A 17465-nucleotide genomic window follows, 5' to 3' on the forward strand; every position below is an offset into this window, starting at 1 on the left:
CCCCTCCACGGCGATTTCCGGAGGGGGATCTTTATTGTTTGTCAAAGATCGGGAAAAGAGCCTTATCAAGTAATTTGAAAGTGTTCGGCAATCCCCGCGGCGTACCAATGACGAGTCAGCACAACCTCTCCCGAGGAGGACCTCGAAGTGCGATTCGTCTCACGAATCCTGATCGGCGTCGCGGCGGCCACCATGGCCGCCGTCGCCGCCCCGGCCGTCGCCGGCGCGACGACCGCCACCACCGCGGCCACCACCACCGCTTCGCCCTACTACGAGGCGGACTGGGGGCCCTACTTCTCCAGCGACCACAAGTCCAGGGCCGAGGGTCACGTCAGCGTCGACAAGAAGCCCTACAAGTTCTGGTACTGGAAGACCTTCCACGTCAAGAAGCAGATCTGCTGGAAGGACAAGCACGGCGACAAGCACTGCAAGTGGGTCGTGGAGAAGGTCAAGAAGAAGGTGTGGAAGTGGAAGCACCACTACTTCTACACAGTCGACAGCAAGCTCACCAACACCAAGTGGTGGGGCGGCAAGAAGTGCGCGTGGGAGACGTTCAAGGTCGTCGGCTTCGACGGCTCGACCTCCTTCAAGAACTTCAGGAACTGCACCAAGAACCCGAAGCACTACTCGTTCTCCGGTAAGAACGCCGCGCACATCTACGTGGACGTGAGCCGGGGCGGTTTCTTCGGGCCGAAGAGCCACCACTCGGGCTGGCAGCCCGTGTACCACTTCTCCTGATCCCCGCGGTTGGGCGGCGAAGCCGCGATCTCTCCCCGTCGAGATCGCGGCTTCGCCGTACCTGGAGGAAATTTTGGGGTGGGACATGCGCGAATGCGGCCATGGATAAAAGGTGCGCATTCTGATCGCGATATTGATGGTGATGCCGGGGCAGGCGGGGGACGGGCGGGTCGTCTACCGGCGGGAGGCCGGTCTCGTGGCCGGTGGCTTCGTACGGGCGGGCGCCTGGGAGGTGGCCCGCTGGACCGGGCCGATGCGGCGGATCGGGTTCGCCGCCACCGAGATCGTGCCGTCGTGGACCGCCGCGACGCCGCCGGGCAGCTGGGTCAGGGTGGAGCTGCGGGTGCCCGGATCGGGGTGGTACGTGATGGGCCGCTGGTCCTATGACGGCGTGCGGACCACCGTGAAAGGGCAGGCCGACGCCCAGGGGCGGGTCGCCGCCGACGTGTTCAAGGCGGGGCGGGCGGTGACCGCCTACCGGCTGCGCGTGTCGCTGTATCGGCGGCCGGGCTCCGCCGCGCTGCCGGAGATCCGAACGCTGGGCGCGGTGGCCTCGCGCGCGGGCGGCACGCGAGCCCGCGGCGGGCGCGCCTGGGGGCGGGAGCTCGCGGTGCCGCGCAAGTCGCAGCTCGCGCACGCCGGCCACGGCGGCGCGGCGTGGTGCGGCCCGACCGCCACCGCGATGGTGCTGGCCTACTGGAAGAAGGGGCCGCGGCCGGAAGAGATGTCCTGGGTGCCGCGTTCCGACCCGGACCCGGCGGTCGACCACGCGGCCAGGCACACCTTCGACAAGGCCTACGGCGGCACCGGCAACTGGGCCTTCAACACCGCATATGCCGGAAGTTTCGGACTCGACGCGTCGGTGGCCAGGATGCGCTCGCTGGCCGAGGTCGAAGACCTGGTCGCGGCGGGGGTTCCGGTCGTGACCTCGCTGGCCTTCACCCGCGAGGAGCTCGGGTACGCCTCCGCCGGCCACCTCATGGTCGTCACCGGCTTCACCCGCGACGGCGACGTCATCGCCAACGACCCGGCGGCGCGTGGCGTGCGGGCGATCTACCCGCGCAAGGCCTTCGAACGAGCCTGGCAACGTTCCAGTACGGGCACCGTCTACGTCATCAGGCCCTTCCGGCCCGACGCTTAACCGAATATCGTTCGGTTCATGTATCCGGGAGCCATCGCAGCAGTCACCCCCGACAAGCCCGCTGTGATCATGGCGGGCTCCGGGGAGGTCCTCACCTACCGCCGGCTGGACGAGGAGTCGAACCGGCTGGCCCACCTGTTCCGCTCCGCCGGGCTGCGGCCGGGCGACCACATCGCGTTCATGCTGCCCAACCATCCGCTCTTCCTGGCCGTGGCCTGGGCCGCACACCGATCCGGCCTGTACTACACCGCGGTCAGCTCCCGGCTGCAGGCCGGCGAACTGGCCTACATCGTGGACAACTGCGAGGCCCAGGTCTTCATCACCAGCGCCGAACTGGCCGACGTGGCGCGGGCCGTGACCGGCGTACGGCTGCGCCTCATGCTGGACGGCGTGGCCGACGGCTTCGACTCCTACGAGCAGGCGGTGGCCGCGCAGCCGGTCACGCCGATCGAGGACGAGTCGCAGGGCGCCGACATGCTCTACTCCTCGGGCACCACCGGCAGGCCGAAGGGCGTCAAGCCCAAGCTGTCGCACGCGGCGCTGGACGAGCCGGGGGCGTTGTTCAACCTGGTGTCGTTCCTGTTCGCGCCGGAGCGGGACAGCGTCTACCTCTCGCCCGCGCCGCTCTACCACGCCGCGCCGCTGCGCTACTGCATGACCTTCCAGCGGCTGGGCGCGACGGTGGTGGTGATGGAGAAGTTCGACCCGGTCCGCTACCTAGAACTTGTTGAGAAGTATCACGTCACGCACTCGCAGCTCGTGCCCACCATGTTCATCAAAATGCTCAAACTTCCCGAAGAAGAGCGGACAAAGCACGATATTTCCAGTCTTAAGTTCGCGATCCACGCGGCCGCCCCCTGCCCCGTCCCCGTCAAGGAGCAGATGATCGACTGGTGGGGCCCGATCGTCCACGAGTACTACGCGGGCACCGAGGGCAACGGCTTCCTCTACGCCGGCCCCCAGGACTGGCTCGCGCACAAGGGCACCGTCGGCCGGTCCCTGCTGGGCAAGGTGCACATCCTCGACGAGGAAGGCAACGACCTGCCGCCCGGCGAGCACGGCACGATCTACTTCTCCGACGGCCTCACCTTCGAGTACCACGGCGATCCCGGCAAGACGCGCGCCGCCCAGGACCCGGGGGGCCGCGGCTGGACCACCCTCGGCGACATCGGCTACCTGGACGAGGAGGGCTTCCTCTATCTCACCGACCGCCGCTCCTACATGATCATCTCCGGCGGCGTGAACATCTACCCCCAGGAGTCGGAGAACGTCCTGGCCCTCCATCCCAAGGTGGCCGACGTGGCGGTCTTCGGCGTACCGGATGAGGAGATGGGCGAGCAGGTCAAGGCCGTGGTGCAACCCGCCGACATGAGCGAGGCGGGACCCGCGCTGGAGGCCGAGCTCATCGCGTACTGCAGAGAGCGGCTGGCGCACTTCAAGTGCCCCAAATCCGTGGACTTCCGGGAGGAGTTGCCCCGCCATCCCACCGGCAAGCTCTACAAGCGGTTGCTCCGTGACGAGTACTGGCCGAAGCCGGCCTGAGAATCGCATGAGAATCTCACCGCCCCGGACTCATCCGACCAGGGCGGATAAGGCCCGCGTCAGCCCGTTCAGAAGCCTCTGATCACCGGCTTAAGCTGCCTTAACAGCGACATTGGCACCCTTGAGGCATCGGGACTTGAGGAGATGACGATGGACGCGAACGAGCCTCGCGAGCAGGGCTGGACCCAGTTCGGCGCCAAGCCGCCGGCCGCCGGGGGCTTCCCCAGCCAGGACACGGCGATCCTGGCGCCGCCCCCGCCGCCGCCCGCGGCCAAGAAGCAGGGCTTCACCGGGGGACAGAAGGCGATCGCCGGCCTGGCGCTGGCGGCCATGGCGATCGGCGGCGGCGTCGCGGGGGCGGCCATCACGAGCGCCTTCCAGACGCCGCAGATCGTCCAGTCGGCGCCGAGCCCGGCCTTCAAGCCGGCCTCCAACCAGATGACGATCAGCGAGGTGGCGACCAAGGTACAGCCGTCCGTCGTCATGATCCAGGGCCAGAACGCCGGCGGATCCGGCGTCGTGCTCTCCGAGGACGGCCTCATCCTCACCAACAACCACGTCGTGGCCGCCAACGGCAAGGGCAGCCAGCTGTCGGTCAAGTTCAGCGACGGCAAGACCGCCAAGGCCACCGTCGTCGGCACCGACCCGTCCACGGACCTGGCCGTCATCAAGGCCGAGGGCGTCTTCGGGCTGACCAAGGCCGAGCTCGGCGACAGCGACCAGCTGAAGGTCGGCGACGCCGTCCTGGCGATCGGCAGCCCGCTCGGCCTGGAGGGGACGGTCACCTCCGGCATCGTCAGCGCGCTCGACCGCACGCTCAACGTCGGCGGCGAGCAGGAGCAGCAGGTTCCGCCCGGCTGGGGCCGCGGCGGTCAGGACTCCGCCCCGCCCACCAGCATCGGCGGCGCCATCCAGACCGACGCCTCGATCAACTCCGGTAACTCGGGCGGCGCGCTCGTCAACGCCGCCGGCCAGGTGGTGGGCATCAACACCGCGATCGCCACGAACGGCAGCAACGGCAGCATCGGCCTGGGCTTCGCCATCCCGGTGAACACCGCCAAGCAGGTGGCCGACCAGCTCGCCGCCACGGGAACCGTGAAGCACGCCTTCCTCGGGGTGAGCGTGACCGACGCCAGCGGAGACGTGCCCGGGGCGCTGGTCCGCCAGATCACCGAGAACAGCCCCGCCGCCAAGGCCGGCCTGAAGCAGGGCGACCTCATCACGCGAATCGGCGACAAGCCGGTCGATGGTGGGGATACGGTGGTCGGACAGGTCAGAGGTTTCAAACCAGGCCAACAGGTCAAGATCATATACATGAGGGATGGGAAGCAGAGCGAAGTGACCGTTACCCTCGAAGAGAAGAAATAGGACCCCCTCACGGACGGGTGCGCCGTCGAGATCGCTGCGGACTTGGCGGCGCACCCCCGTTCGTACCCCTGGGCGGGCGGCTAGGCGAAGCGGCGTCCCTCGTCGCGGCGGTAGGCCCAGGCGGCCAGCGCGGCCGTCGCGACGATCCAGCCGGCCAGCGTCACCAGGGCGGTCACGTTCGGGGACATGCCCGTGACGGTCCACCACATGAGCTCGCCGGCGCCCCTGCTGGGCAGGAACAGCGACAGCGTCCGGACGAACGACGGCATGATCTCCAGCGGCAGCATGAGCCCGCCCAGGATGGCCAGCGGGAAGAACGCCACCTGCGACACCGCGATCGCCCCCTTCGACGGCATCATGTAGCCGATGAACAGGCCCAGCAGCATGAACGGGATCGTCGCGACGACCAGCGCGCCCAGGGCGAGCGCCAGCCGCACCGGGGTGATCCGCGCCGAGGTGAAGGCGGCGGCGATGATCAGGACGGGGATCACCGAGATGAACATGGAGATCACCGTCGTCACGATCCGGCCGGCGAAGGCGGGCACCGGACCGGCGGGCAGCGTGCGCAGGTAGGGGTTCCAGGGTTGCTCGCGATCCTGTGACACCGAGACGGCCAGTGAGATCAGCGCGGCGGAGATGGCGCCGAAGAGCATCATGGAGCCCGTGGAGCGCGTGGCGGCGACCGGGTCGTCGCCCGCGAACGGCACCACGAACGCCAGCATCGTCGCGGCGGGGAAGAAGGAACTGGCCACGAGGCCGATCGGCACCCGCAGCTGCTCGATCATCAGGTAGCGGGTGTGAGCCAGGATCAAGCTGGACATGCGCACTCCTCAGGCGGTGACGGGCTCGGGGGCGGTCAGGTGGAGGAACGCCTCCTCCAGGGAAGTCGGCCGGATCTCCAGGCCGGTGAACGGCGTCCCGCTGCGGACCAGCGTCACCACCAGGTGGTCGGCGTCGGCGGTCATCAGGTGGGTGCGCTCGCCGTCCCGCTCGCTGGACAGCACGCCGGGCAGGTCCGGCAGGGCGGCGGCGGTCAGCGAGACGCGCTGCACGCCGACCATGTCCCGCACGGCGCGGACGGTGTCGTCGGCCAGCACGTGGCCCTGGGCCACGACGATGACCCGCTGGGCCAGCGCCTCGATCTCCTCCAGGTAGTGGCTGGTCAGCAGCACGGTGCCGCCGTCCTCGTGGAAGGCGCGGATGCCGTCCCAGAGGGTGCGCCTGGCCTCGACGTCCAGGCCGGTGGTCGGCTCGTCGAGGAAGACCAGCCGCGGGTCGCCGGCGAAGGCGAGGGCCACGGCCAGGCGGCGCTTCTGCCCGCCGGACAGCCCGCCGATCTGGCGCCGGTCCAGGTCGGACAGGCCGAAGCGCTCCAGGACCTCGCCCTTGGGACGGGCCTTCGGGTAGTGGCTGGTGACGAAGCCGACGACCTCGCCCACGCGCAGCGCCTCCGGCAGGCCGGTCTCCTGCGGGGTGACGCCGATGCCGCGCCGTACCAGAGGGTCGAAGGGGGAGCCGCCGAGCAGCTCGACCGTGCCGGAGGTGGGGCGGCGCAGGCCGACGAACAGGTTGATGAGGGTGGACTTGCCGGCGCCGTTGGGGCCGAGCAGGCCGACGAGCTCGCCGGCGCGGATCTCCAGCGAGACGCGGTCGAGGGCGAGCACGCCGCCGTAGCGCCGGGTGACGTCGATGGTTCGCGCGAGAACGCTCATGGGGTGCCTCCAGCGGTGTCGAGCAGGGCGCGGATCGCTTTGGTGTACTCGTCGAAGGCCGCCCTGCCGCGCTTGGTCAGCGCGACGTAGGTGACGGGGGTGCGGCCCTTGTGCGTTTTGGTGATCTCCACGTAGCCGGCCTCTTCGAGCTTGGACAGGTGAACGGACAGGTTGCCGGCGGTCATGCCGAGCACGTCCTTCAGGCCGGGGAAGGCGAGCCGGTCACCGCCGGGCAGCGTGTTGAGCGTCGCCACCACCCTGAGCCTGGCCTGGGCGTGGATGACGGGGTCGAGCTCGTCGTTCACCGCTGCCTCCGCAGCCACAGGCCGGTGGTGACGGCGCCGCCACCTCCGAGGACCGCCAGGAGCAGGTAGATCCAGCCGCCGCCCAGCACGGTGCCGACCACGTCGACCACCATGACCCAGACGCCCAGCAGGAACTGCGGCCACAGCCGGTAGATCGCGCCGCCGGCCATGTAGAGCAGGCCGGCGACCAGCATGAACAGAGAGGTATAGAACGGCCCGATCGTGTCTTCCTGAAGATGCGGGACGAAGCGTGCGGCGATGACGCCCATGGCGTTGAAGCCGACGAACCAGGCCAGCCCGTACATCGCGCCACGGGTCTCGGACTCGCCCTTGATGTGGCCGCCGGAGCGGAGCAGGGCGATGATCATGAGGACGAAGGCGATGATCTGGGTGCCCCAGAGCACGGCCAGACCCACCTGCCAGGTGATCGGCAGCAGCCCGTTGCCGTCGCCCTGGAGGCCCTGGCCGAGGAAGAGCGTGCCGAAGCCGATGAACCAGGACACCCCCCATGGCACGTACATGAGCAGCGGGTCCGGGAGGAACCGGCGCATCGCCGCGGTCTGCTGCTGCTCGATGAGCCGGAGCATCTCCTCCGGGCTCGGGGTGGCCTCGTGGTCTGTCATCGCCAAACTCCTCGATAGCTCAAACTGGTTTGAACTATAAACCAAAGGGGTTTGCGATGTAAACCTGTCGGCCGGGGGATCAGCGCCGGGTGAGGGCCTCCGACTGCCAGAGGTCGCGGTAGTAGCCGGGGACGGCGACCAGGTCGTCGTGGCGGCCGCGCTGGATCGCCCGGCCGTGCTCCATGACGATGATCTCGTCCACCTGCTCCAAGCCCTTGAGGCGGTGAGTGACCAGCAGCGTCGTGCGCTCGTGGGTGACGTCCAGCAGGTCGGCCATCAGGGCGTCGGCCGTCTCCTCGTCCAGCGCCTCGGCGGGCTCGTCGAGGAGCAGCACCTGCGGGTCGTACAGGAGCGCGCGGGCCAGAGACAGGCGCTGCAGCTGACCGCCGGAGACCGTCCTGCCGTCCTCGCCGAGCTCGGCGTCCCAGCCGGTCCTGCTCACCCACTGCTCAAGCCGGGCATCGCGTACGGCACGCGCCAGATCGTCGTCCGTCGCGTCGGGACCGGCCAGCCGGAGGTTGTCGCGCAACGTGGTCTGGAAGATGTACGGATCCTGGGTGAGGCCGGTCATCAGCGTTCTCACCTGGCCGGAGTCGAGCTCCGCCGTGTCGACGCCGTTGACGCGGACACTGCCGGACTCCGGCTCCAGCAGGCGCATGAGGGCCGCCAGGACCGTGCTCTTGCCCGCGCCGCTCGGGCCCACCAGGGCCACGCGCCTGCCGGGTTCGAGCGTGAACGAGATGCCGTCCACGGCCGCGGGCGCGCCGGGCGCGTGCCGTACGACGAGGTCGTCGACCGCGACCGTCACCGGCCCCTCGGGCAGCGCGGTCGGAACCGGCGGCTCGGCGACGGCCGGGGAAGCCGAGCGCACCTCGCGCAGGCGGCGCAGCGCGGACGTGATGCCCGCCATGCGCTCGCCCGCCGCGGCCAGCGGCAGCACCGGCTCGAACGACACCAGCGCGGTCAGCGCGAGCACCGCCGTCGCCACCGTGTCCGCGCCCGCCGCCCGGGCGGCCAGGACGATCCCGGCCACCGTCAGGCCCTGTACCAGCGTGCCCACGCCGAGCGAGGCCGCGTGCACACGGGACTGGCGGCGTTCCAGAGCGGCCAGTTCCGCGTCGGCCTCCATGGCCTTGGCCAGGGCGCGCTCACCCGCCCCGTACGCGGCCAGGTCGGCCGAGCCGTGCACCAGGTCGGCGACCCGCTCGGCCAGCGTGGCCCTGGCCGGGGCCAGGCGGGCCGACCAGCGGCGGGCGGCGGCGGCCGTGCCGGCGGGCAGCAGCACGCCCGCCACCACCAGGCCCGCCAGCAGAACCAGCGCGGCGAACGGCGCCAGCGTCAGCGCGATCACGACCGCCGCCGCGCCGGTGATCAGCGCGGCCGTCGCGGGCAGCAGGACGCGCACCAGCAGGTCCTGGACCGCCTCGGTGTCGTCGACCATGCGGCTGAGCAGGTCCGCTCCGCCGTGCCTGGGCTGCTGGGGCGCGATGAGCGAGCCGTAGAGCCGTTCGCGGGTCTCGGCCTGGGCGCGCAGGGCGACGTCGTGGCCGGTCAGGCGTTCGGCGTAGCGGAAGACGCCGCGGCTGGTGGCGAAGGCGCGGGTGGCCACGATCGCCACGCTCAGCGCGGCCAATTCCGGCTGCTCGGCGGCCCGCGTGATCAGCCACGCGGCGGCGGCGATCAGCCCGAGCCCGGCCAGATCGGCCGCGGCCCCGGCCAGCACGGCCCAGACGATCCGCAGGCCCATGCGCCGCTTCACCGGATCTCCCTCACGTCGTCGCCGGAGCCCGCCACGGTGGTGGCGTCCCGGCGGGTGTCGGACACGACCCGGCCGGCGTGGATGCGGATCACCCGGTCGGCCAGGTCGATCATCGCGGGGCGGTGGGCGACGATGACCGCGGTGCGCCCTTCGGCCAGGGCGGCGGTGGCCTCCACGACGGCGGCCTCGCTGCGGCCGTCGAGGCGGGCCGTGGGCTCGTCCAGGAGCAGGACCGTCGCGCCGGGCAGGCAGAACGCCCTGGCCAGGGCGATGCGCTGGCGCTGGCCCGCCGAGAAGTTGGCGCCTCGCTCGCCCACCAGGGTGTCGTACCCGTCGGGCAGGGCCTCGACGAAGGCGTCGGCGTGGGCGGCCTTGGCGGCCCGCCGTACCTCGGGAAGGGTGGCGCCGGGGGCGCCGAGGCGGATGTTGTCGGCGACAGAGGCCGCGAACAGGTGCGGGCGCTGCGGCACGAACGCCAGCTCGTCGGGGGTGTCCGGCGGGCGCCCGCCGACCAGCACCCGCCCGGAGGCGGGGGAGACGAAGCCGAGCAGCAGGTGCAGCAGTGTGCTCTTGCCGCCGCCGCTCTCGCCGACCAGCGCGACCCGCTCGCCGGGCGCGATCACCAGCGAGACGTCCTCCAGCGCCGCGGCCTCGCGGCCGGGGTAGCGGACGGTGACGTTCTCCAGCCGGATCTCCGGCGGCCCCTCGCCGCGCTCCGTGCGGGCGGGCGCGGGCGTGGGCCCGACCTCTTCCTCCAGTACGGCGAAGGCCGCGTCGGCCGCCGCCACACCCTCCATCGAGGCGTGGAAGCGGGTGCCCATCATCCGCAGCGGCAGGTACGCCTCGGGCGCCAGCAGCAGGACGAGCAGCGCGGTGGTGAGGTCGAGGTTGCCGCCCAGCAGCCGGAGCCCGATCGGCACCGCCACGAGCGCCAGCGACAACGACGCGCACAGCTCCAGCACCAGCGACGACAGGAACGCCACCCGCAGTGTGCGCATCGTGGCGCCCCGGTGCGCGTCGGCGACCTGCTCGATGACGGTGGCCTGGTAGCGGGCCCGGCCGAAGGCGCGCAGCGTGGGCAGCCCGCGCACGACGTCGAGGAAGTGCCCGCCGAGCCTGGCCAGCGCGTGGAACTGCCGCTCGGTGGTCGCCTTGGTGTGCATGCCGACCAGCGCGCCGAAGATGGGGATGAGCGGCAGCGTGACCAGCACGATGACCGCGCTGGCCAGGTCCGCGGCGAACAACCGGATGAGCACCGCCAGCGGCACCACCCCGGCGACCGCCATGGCGGGAAGGTAGCCGGTCAGGTACGGGTCGAGCCGGTCGAGCCCGCGCCCGGCCAGCGTGACGAGCTCACCGGAGCGGTGGTCGGCCAGGCGCGCGGGTCCCATCTCCCGCAGCCGGCCGAGCAGCCGCTCGCGCAGCGCCGACTTCACCCCGGTCGCGGTACGGCCGGCGAACACGCCCTGGCTCCACCCGAGCAGCGCCCGCAACCCGACGGTCAGCGCCAGCACGCCCAGCGCCGCCAGCGTGAACCTGCCGGACAGCACCCCGGCCAGAAGCTCGGCCTGGACGAGCACGAGCAGTCCCGCCAGCGTGGCGGCGGCCAGGGTGACGGCCAGATGCCTGCGCACCGACTGCTCGGCCCGCATGAGCCGCAGGAGATCTTTGTGCACGAGTCCTCAGAAGAACGACGGAGTACGGATGGCGCCCCGGAAGGTCCGCCAGACCCATACTTGCGCGCCGACCATGACGGGCGCGAACGGCAACACCATGAAACTGAGCACATTCAGGCTGGAACCGGCCGCCGATGAGGCCATGAGGAAGCCGGCCGACCCGATGAGCAGGGCGATCACGGGCGCCGCCGCGGCCAGTCCGGTGAGCAGGAGCCGCCCGGCCTTCCCGCCCTCGCGCCAGTTCAGGAACGCCCGCCCGTGCATCGCGAACAGCACGGCCAGCAGCGCCCCGAGCCCGAGTCCGAGCGGGTGCAGCAACGAGGCGGTGAACCCGGTGGCCGCGGCGTACAGCGCCACACCCCACCCGGCCGACAGCCCGAGCGAGCCCAGCGTGATCATGAGGTCCCAGAACGAGCGCCACGCGGCCCCGTCCATGCGGCGGCGGAACCACAGCCCCGCGTCGCGCAGCACCCACGACAGCAGCATCGCCACGACGATCGGGTAGAGCCCGAACAGGACGGGCCCCTCCAGCATCGGGTAGACCCCGAACAGCGCCCCGGCCACCGCGACCAGCCACACCTCGTTGGCCAGCACGTACGGCGCCATGGCGGCCACCATCCGGTCCCTGCGCTCCTGGGGGCGGCCCAGCATCAGCAGGCCGACGCCCAGGTCGAAGCCCTCCAGGGCGAAGTAGCCGGCCAGCAGCACGGCGAAGATGACGAACCAGATCAGTTCCATGTGAAGGCTCCTAGAGGCTCATCGCCGGCCGGCGTTCCTCGGCGGGGGCGCCGAGGGCGAGGCCGGCGGGGCCGCGCCGTACCACGCGGACGATGAGGACGTAGTCGACGACGGCCAGCAGGCCGAGCACGCCGACGAACCCGATCAGAGAGGCGGTGATCATCCCGGACGTGAGCCCGGGGGACATGGCGTCGGCGACGGAGAGCTTCTCCCAGATCATCCAGGGCTGGCGGCCGATCTCCCTGGCCATCCAGCCGAGGATGGACGCGACGAACGGCAGCGGCGTCATGATGATGATGATCAGGTGGGTCCAGCGCCACTTGGGCAGCCAGTGGATCAGCGGCAGCATCACCAGCACCACCATGAACCAGAGCAGATGCCCCAGCTCCATCATGAAGCCGAGCCCGACGGCGGCCGCGGTGTTGTTCTCGAACTTGCCGGTGTCGATGACCCCGAACTGCGCGTACCCGGCGCCGAGCGCGAGCGTGCTGCCGATCGCGGCGGTCGCCACCCCCATGCGCAGCGACCTGGTGAAGAACTCCCCCTCGTGGGTGCGGCGCCTGAGCTGGTACGCGCCGGCGCCCGCGAAGACCATGCCGCCGGTGAACAGCGCCGCCCCGATGATGTGCGGGAAGGCCAGGACCAGTGAGGGGTTGGTCAGCAGCGCCCCGAAGTCGACCAGTTCCATGTGGTCGCCCTTGACGACGGAGCCGACCGGGTTCTGCAAAAAGGAGTTGGCGACCATGATGTAGAACGCGCTGGCGTAGGCGGTGAGCGTGACGATCCAGATGCAGGCCAGGTGGAGTTTCTTGGGCAGCCGGTGCCACCCGAAGATCCACAGCCCGAGAAACGTCGACTCCAGGAAGAACGCCACCAGCGTCTCCATGGCCAGCGGCGCCCCGAAGACGTCGCCGGCGTAGTGTGACAGCCCGCTCCACGAGAGTCCGAACTGGAACTCCATCACCAGTCCGGTCACGATGCCCAGGGCGTAGTTGATCACGTAGATCTGGCCCCAGAAGCGGGTCATTCCCTCATAAAGCCGCTTGCCCGACAGCACCCAGCGCGTGTTGAGGATGGCCACCAGCGGGGCCAGTCCCAGCGTGAGCACCACGAACAGGAAGTGCAGGCTGCCCGTCAGCGCGAACTGCGTGCGCGCCAGATCCAGTGCCTCCATGGACTCCGTCCCCGTCGTTGTTGTGTCTGCCTACATATAGAGAGCCTACATGTAGACTGTCTATATGACGAACGGGAACCTAGGATTGTCGCCATGAACCCGGACGCGCTCCGCGGCCATCTGGACGCCCTGCTGCTCTCCGTGCTGGAGCACGAGCCACTCCACGGCTACGCGATCATCGAAGCCCTGCAGGAACGCAGCGGCGGCGCGCTCAGCGTGCCGACGGGCACGGTCTATCCGGCGTTGCGCAAGCTGGAGCGCGTGGGCTATCTCGCCAGCGAATGGGCGACGGTCGGCGGCCGCAAACGCCGCACCTACCGGCTCACCGGCTCCGGCAGGCGGCAGCTCGAAGGCGAGCGATCCGCCTGGCGGGAGTTCACCGCCACGATCAGTGGTGTGCTACGGCCGTCCTCGTGATCCGCAGGCACCGCACCGCGCAGTACAACTGCACACCGGCCAGCACGTAGCTCGCCACCGTCACCATGACGCCCGGGGGATAGGCCGTGAAGCCGATCGGCCCCTTCACCCCGATCGTCAGGATCATGCCCAGGATCGTGGTGAGCGCCAGCATGGCCAGCACCAGCCCGCCCAGCGAGCGGGTCACCAGCCGCGCCTTGGGCAGCAGCCGCGCGCCGCGCCCGAGAGCCAGCAGCGACAGCCCGCCGCTCACGCCCACCGCGACCTGCACCAGGTCCAGCGCCAGAGAGATCGCGCCGAACCAGGCCGGCTTCTGCGCCCAGATGGACGGATCGAGCGGAAACACCTGCCAGATCATCGACCAGGCCAGCGCCGTCAGCGGCACGCTCACGAACAGCAGCCCGCCCAGCCTGCGCCCCGCGCACGCCGTCAGCTCGCTCTGGTACCCGGGCGCGATCTCCTCGACACTCCCGAACTCCTGAACGGCCAGCCGCTCGGCCTCCTCGCGCGCCAGCCCGTCCGCCTCGTAGGCGTCGGCCGTGTCGACCAGGCTGTCGCGGGCCTCGACGACCATGTCGCGCCTGGGTCCCGTCGGCCCGTACAGGGCCCGGCCCAGATCGGCCACGTAGTCGTCGATGAGCATGCCTCGATTCTACGGACGACGGCCTCGGGGACTCATCAGGGATTCCCCCGATATTGATGCGTAGGATATTTCCTACGTATAGTGGGCGACATGGAAATCTCCACTGTGACCATCCCCGTCTCCGACCAGGAGACGGCCCTGGCCTTCTACACCGGCCCCCTCGGCATGGGGATCAGGACCGACAACCCGTTCCCGATGGGCCGCTGGCTCACCGTCGCGCCCGAGGGCGGCGCGACGACGTTGCTGCTCGCCTCGTGGTTCCCCGAGATGGCCCCGGTCGGCGGCCTCATCCTGACCGCGCCCGACCTCGACGACCTGGCCGCACGCCTGAGGTCGGCGGGAACCGCCGCCGACGGCCCCTCCGACGAGCCCTGGGGACGCCGGCTGCTCTTCCAGGACCCGTTCGGCAACGGCTACGTCGTCAGCCAGGGCTGATGTCCTCCGACGCCCTGTTCGCGGCGCTGGCCAGTCCCGCGCGGCGGCGGCTGCTGGAGCTCCTGCTGCGCGAGGGGGACCAGCCGGCCGGACGGCTGGCCGAACGGTTCGAGATGAGCCGCCCCAGTGTGTCCGAGCACCTGAAGGTCCTCAGGGACGCCGGCCTGGTGGCCGAGGCCCGCCAGGGACGCGAGCGCCATTACCGGCTGGAGGCCGAGCCGCTGATGCGGCTGCGCGACTGGCTCAGCCCGTACGAGCGGTTCTGGCGGGAGAGGCTGGCCGCCCTCGGCACGGTCCTCGACGAGATGCCCGAGACGATGGATGAGCAGGATGATGACTGACGACCTGACCGCGATTCGCGTCGACCACTTCTACGCCCACCCGCCCGCCAAGGTCTGGCGCGCCCTCACCGACCCCGAGCTGATGGCCAGGTGGCTGATGCCCAACAGCTTCCGGCTGGAGATCGGCCACGAGTTCACCTTCACCACCGAGCCACGCCCGAACGTGGGCTTCGACGGCATCGTGTACTGCCGGGTGCTGGAGATCGAGCCGCGGAAGCTCCTCAAGATCAGCTGGAGCGACCGCAAGAAGGCCGACTGGACGGTGAGCTGGCGCCTGGAGGGCGAGGGCCGGGGGACGCGGGTCTTCCTCGACCACGAGGGCTTCGACCCGGACGACCCGGCCCAGCAGTTCAGCCGCAAGATCATGGGCGGCGGTTGGCGCACCCACCACTTCGCCAAGATCGCCGAACTCCTCGCCACCCTGCCCTGACCCACTCCCGGCCCTTGGACCACGCCGGCTCGCCGACCGGAGGCCGGTGGGCGCCCGTGCACGTCGCGCCGGTCTCCGGCGCGGGTCTTCTCGCCCACCCGGCGCTCCAAGCGTGGGGGCGGCCATGGCTGGAGAGCCCCGGCCGCCTCCGCCGCGTCTCAAGGGCCGGTGTCACCGGGCGATGGCCGCACCGTCCGCCCGGGACGTGAGAAGGACCTCGCCGTCGACGAAGGGCGAGGTCCGGAGGGTCAAGCCGTCAGGTCTGGTCGGCCTTCTTGAGCTCCTCGGCCAGCTCCGACCGGATGGAGTCCATGTCCAGCGCCCGTACCTGTCCGATCAGGTCCTCCAGGGCCGGGGCCGGAAGGGCGCCGGGCTGGGCGTAAACGACGATGCCGTCGCGGATGGCCATGATCGTCGGGATCGAGGTGATCTCGAAGCCCTGGGCCAGCGCCTGCTGAGCCTCGGTGTCGATCTTGCCGAAGGTGATGTCGTCGTGCTTCGTAGACGCCTTCTCGAAGATCGGCCCGAAGGTACGGCAAGGCCCGCACCACGCAGCCCAGAAGTCGAGCAGGACGATCCCCTTGTCGGCGATGTCGTTGAAGTTCTTCTCTGTTACTTCGATAGTCGCCACAAGTGGCTCCTCGTATCGTCGTTGAAGTTGCAACGGTGTCAACCACTCACCGCTTTCCAGCATTCCATGTCCCGCCGGGCCCGCACACCAGGCTCCGGCGGGACACGCGATGCCGGTGCCTCGGACCGCTCGGCCTCGCTGTAGTGAGCTGAGGTCGCCGCCGCTCACGGGCAGCCGGTACGGCGCCGGCCGTGGGGCGGGTGCGGATCGCCGGCCGGGTTGAATCGCGGATGACCAGCGCTTCAAGGACACGTGGTGTCGTATATGTCCGCATGAAGGTGGATAGAGCATTGATACGGCGAACCTTGACCGGCGCCGTGCCCGGGTATGACCACTGCATGGACTGGGTCACCTGCGCGCATTCCGGCGCCTGCACAGGCTTCGCACACCAGCCTCACGGCACCTGCCTGCTCCACACCACGCCCGAGGCGCGCGCGGAGGTGCTCCGCACCTTAACCCCCGGCCGCCTCGTGGACCTCCGCGGCACCACCATCGACGCCGAACTCCTGGACCAGGTCCTGGAGGCCACCGAACGCAGACCCGGCAGAACCCGCCTCGACCGCGCCCACTTCACCTGCGAGACGCGCTTCGCCGGAGTCGCCTTCCTCGGCGACGTCTCGCTCGACGGAGCGAGGTTCGACCGCCTGGCGTCCTTCTTCGGCGCGCGTTTCGAAGGCAACGTCTCTCTGGCCGGCGCCCGCTTCGCCCGCGAACTGTCCTTCCACGGCGTCAGGGTCCGCGGCCACCTGTCGCTGGACAGGGCCGTCCTGGCCCGCGACGCCCTGTTCAGCCAGACCGCCTGCGGCCGCGGCCTGTCCTGCGAGCGAACCCGGTTCGACGGGTTCGCCACCTTCGACGCCGCGACGGTCGGCGACGGCGCCAGTTTCCGCGGCGCCCGCTTCGGCCGCACGCTGTCCTTCCGCAAGGTCGTCGGCCCGGCCGCCTTCGACGCCGCCCACTTCCTGGGCAACGTCTACGTCTCGGTCACCGGCCGCCTCTCGGCCGCCCACGCGCACGCCGAATCGGGACTCGACCTGTGCGTCACCGGCTCGGGCGCGGACCTGCGCCACGCCGAGATCACCGGCCCGCTGCTGCTGCGCCTCACCGACGCCCAGGCCGACCTGGAATCGGCCGTCCTGCACCACCCGTCCGCCATCTCCGGCCGGGGCCGCGCCGCCCTCACGTCCCTTCGCGAGGTGAACGCCCCCGCGCTGAATCTGACCGGCCTGGACCTGTCCACCTGCCGCTTCGCCGGCTACGGCGACCCGGCGGGCCTGCGCCTGAAGGACTGCGCCTTCGCGTTCACACCCAGCGGCGTCCGCTTCGGGCTGCGGTGGCCGCCGATGCGCTGGTTCTCCCGCCGCCGCTCGCTGGCCGACGAACACCTGTTAAGAGGCTGGACCGCCCCCGGCGAGACCGCCGCCAGCGCGGAACGCCTCGCCGTCCTCTACACCGGCCTGCAGGCAGGCCTGGACGACGAGTCCATAGCCAGCGACTTCGCCTTCGGCGCCATGGAAATGCGCCGCAAGGCCGGGGCGTCACGGCGATGGTGGCTGGCCCTGTCGTGGCTGCTGTGCGGCTACGGCCTGCGGATGGGCAGAGCGGCACTGTGGCTGGTCATCCTCATGGCCATCACGGCCGGCGTCTTCTGGACCTCCACCAGCCAGGCCACTCGCCGCCCCGTCCCCACCCAGCCCGACCCCTCCATCCACCTTCCCTGACACCCGCCCCCGGGCCGGATCGCGCGTGGCACCGGTCACGAGCGGAGTTGTCGCGGCGAGCGGCCCGTGAG

General features: G+C 70.4%; 19 protein-coding genes. 9 read left to right on the plus strand and 10 right to left on the minus strand.

Annotation, left to right across the window (positions count from 1 at the left end; all coding sequences use genetic code 11):
- Window positions 1–147: 147 nt before the first annotated feature.
- The 4 genes from ACIBI5_RS43835 to ACIBI5_RS43850 all read left to right on the plus strand — a co-directional run bounded on the left by ACIBI5_RS43835 (window position 148) and on the right by ACIBI5_RS43850 (window position 4789).
- Entirely contained in the window at window positions 148–738 is a 591-nt protein-coding gene (locus ACIBI5_RS43835; RefSeq protein WP_397256166.1) for a hypothetical protein, read from the plus strand.
- 112 nt (window positions 739–850) lie between these two features.
- Entirely contained in the window at window positions 851–1879 is a 1029-nt protein-coding gene (locus tag ACIBI5_RS43840) for a C39 family peptidase (protein WP_397256167.1), read from the plus strand.
- Between the two features lie 18 nt (window positions 1880–1897).
- The gene (locus ACIBI5_RS43845) at window positions 1898–3421 is read left to right on the plus strand and encodes an acyl-CoA synthetase (RefSeq protein WP_397256169.1); all 1524 of its coding nucleotides are present in this window, start codon (window positions 1898–1900) and stop codon (window positions 3419–3421) included.
- A 150-nt stretch (window positions 3422–3571) separates the two neighbouring features.
- On the plus strand, window positions 3572–4789 hold the full coding sequence (locus ACIBI5_RS43850; protein WP_397256170.1) for a S1C family serine protease: 1218 nt from the start codon (window positions 3572–3574) through the stop codon (window positions 4787–4789).
- 80 nt (window positions 4790–4869) lie between these two features.
- Here ACIBI5_RS43850 and ACIBI5_RS43855 read toward each other — a convergent pair whose 3' ends face one another.
- The 8 genes from ACIBI5_RS43855 to ACIBI5_RS43890 form a co-directional block, all read right to left on the minus strand.
- Window positions 4870–5610, minus strand: coding sequence for an ABC transporter permease (locus ACIBI5_RS43855; RefSeq protein ID WP_397256172.1), 741 nt, complete (start codon window positions 5608–5610; stop codon window positions 4870–4872).
- 9 nt (window positions 5611–5619) lie between these two features.
- Window positions 5620–6501 carry an ABC transporter ATP-binding protein gene (locus ACIBI5_RS43860; protein ID WP_397256174.1) on the minus strand — a complete coding sequence of 294 codons (882 nt, stop codon included), beginning with the start codon at window positions 6499–6501 and terminating at the stop codon, window positions 5620–5622.
- Window positions 6498–6806: a winged helix-turn-helix domain-containing protein gene (locus ACIBI5_RS43865; RefSeq protein WP_397256175.1), complete on the minus strand. Its 309-nt coding sequence runs from the start codon at window positions 6804–6806 to the stop codon at window positions 6498–6500. The genes ACIBI5_RS43860 and ACIBI5_RS43865 overlap by 4 nt, the downstream gene beginning before the upstream one ends.
- Window positions 6803–7429 (minus strand): hypothetical protein, encoded by a 627-nt coding sequence (locus ACIBI5_RS43870; protein WP_397256177.1) that lies wholly within the window; start codon window positions 7427–7429, stop codon window positions 6803–6805. Before ACIBI5_RS43870 ends, ACIBI5_RS43865 begins: the two co-directional genes overlap by 4 nt.
- Window positions 7430–7508: 79 nt before the next feature.
- Window positions 7509–9188, minus strand: a complete 1680-nt coding sequence (cydC, locus tag ACIBI5_RS43875; protein WP_397256178.1) for a thiol reductant ABC exporter subunit CydC — start codon at window positions 9186–9188, stop codon at window positions 7509–7511.
- The gene (gene cydD / locus ACIBI5_RS43880) at window positions 9185–10864 is read right to left on the minus strand and encodes a thiol reductant ABC exporter subunit CydD (protein ID WP_397256180.1); all 1680 of its coding nucleotides are present in this window, start codon (window positions 10862–10864) and stop codon (window positions 9185–9187) included. Before cydD ends, cydC begins: the two co-directional genes overlap by 4 nt.
- 6 nt (window positions 10865–10870) lie before the next feature.
- A complete protein-coding gene (locus ACIBI5_RS43885; RefSeq protein ID WP_397256181.1) occupies window positions 10871–11602 on the minus strand; it encodes a cytochrome d ubiquinol oxidase subunit II in 732 nt (243 codons plus the stop codon).
- Between the two features lie 10 nt (window positions 11603–11612).
- The gene (locus ACIBI5_RS43890) at window positions 11613–12776 is read right to left on the minus strand and encodes a cytochrome ubiquinol oxidase subunit I (protein ID WP_397256183.1); all 1164 of its coding nucleotides are present in this window, start codon (window positions 12774–12776) and stop codon (window positions 11613–11615) included.
- Window positions 12777–12869: 93 nt separating this feature from the next.
- Between ACIBI5_RS43890 and ACIBI5_RS43895 the strand changes: the two genes are divergently transcribed.
- Window positions 12870–13193: a helix-turn-helix transcriptional regulator gene (locus ACIBI5_RS43895; protein ID WP_379626893.1), complete on the plus strand. Its 324-nt coding sequence runs from the start codon at window positions 12870–12872 to the stop codon at window positions 13191–13193.
- Here ACIBI5_RS43895 and ACIBI5_RS43900 read toward each other — a convergent pair.
- A complete protein-coding gene (locus ACIBI5_RS43900) occupies window positions 13165–13836 on the minus strand; it encodes a permease prefix domain 1-containing protein (protein WP_397256185.1) in 672 nt (223 codons plus the stop codon). The genes ACIBI5_RS43895 and ACIBI5_RS43900 overlap by 29 nt on opposite strands.
- 90 nt (window positions 13837–13926) lie before the next feature.
- On the opposite strand from ACIBI5_RS43900, the gene ACIBI5_RS43905 reads away from it, so the two are divergent.
- The 3 genes from ACIBI5_RS43905 to ACIBI5_RS43915 are packed head-to-tail and all read left to right on the plus strand — an operon-like array spanning window position 13927 to window position 15042.
- Window positions 13927–14271, plus strand: coding sequence for a VOC family protein (locus tag ACIBI5_RS43905; RefSeq protein WP_397256186.1), 345 nt, complete (start codon window positions 13927–13929; stop codon window positions 14269–14271).
- Window positions 14271–14612, plus strand: coding sequence for an ArsR/SmtB family transcription factor (locus ACIBI5_RS43910; protein ID WP_397256188.1), 342 nt, complete (start codon window positions 14271–14273; stop codon window positions 14610–14612). Before ACIBI5_RS43905 ends, ACIBI5_RS43910 begins: the two co-directional genes overlap by 1 nt.
- A complete protein-coding gene (locus ACIBI5_RS43915) occupies window positions 14602–15042 on the plus strand; it encodes an SRPBCC domain-containing protein (protein ID WP_397256190.1) in 441 nt (146 codons plus the stop codon). The genes ACIBI5_RS43910 and ACIBI5_RS43915 overlap by 11 nt, the downstream gene beginning before the upstream one ends.
- A 256-nt stretch (window positions 15043–15298) precedes the next feature.
- On the opposite strand, the gene ACIBI5_RS43920 is transcribed toward ACIBI5_RS43915, so the two are convergent.
- Complete coding sequence (locus tag ACIBI5_RS43920) at window positions 15299–15673, minus strand: thioredoxin family protein (RefSeq protein WP_379626905.1); 375 nt, start codon at window positions 15671–15673, stop codon at window positions 15299–15301.
- Window positions 15674–16011: 338 nt separating this feature from the next.
- On the opposite strand from ACIBI5_RS43920, the gene ACIBI5_RS43925 reads away from it, so the two are divergent.
- Window positions 16012–17394 (plus strand): pentapeptide repeat-containing protein, encoded by a 1383-nt coding sequence (locus tag ACIBI5_RS43925; RefSeq protein WP_397256192.1) that lies wholly within the window; start codon window positions 16012–16014, stop codon window positions 17392–17394.
- Window positions 17395–17465: the final 71 nt, after the last annotated feature.

The sequence above is a fragment of the Nonomuraea sp. NPDC050540 genome, from assembly GCF_044457485.1.
GTDB lineage: Bacteria > Actinomycetota > Actinomycetes > Streptosporangiales > Streptosporangiaceae > Nonomuraea.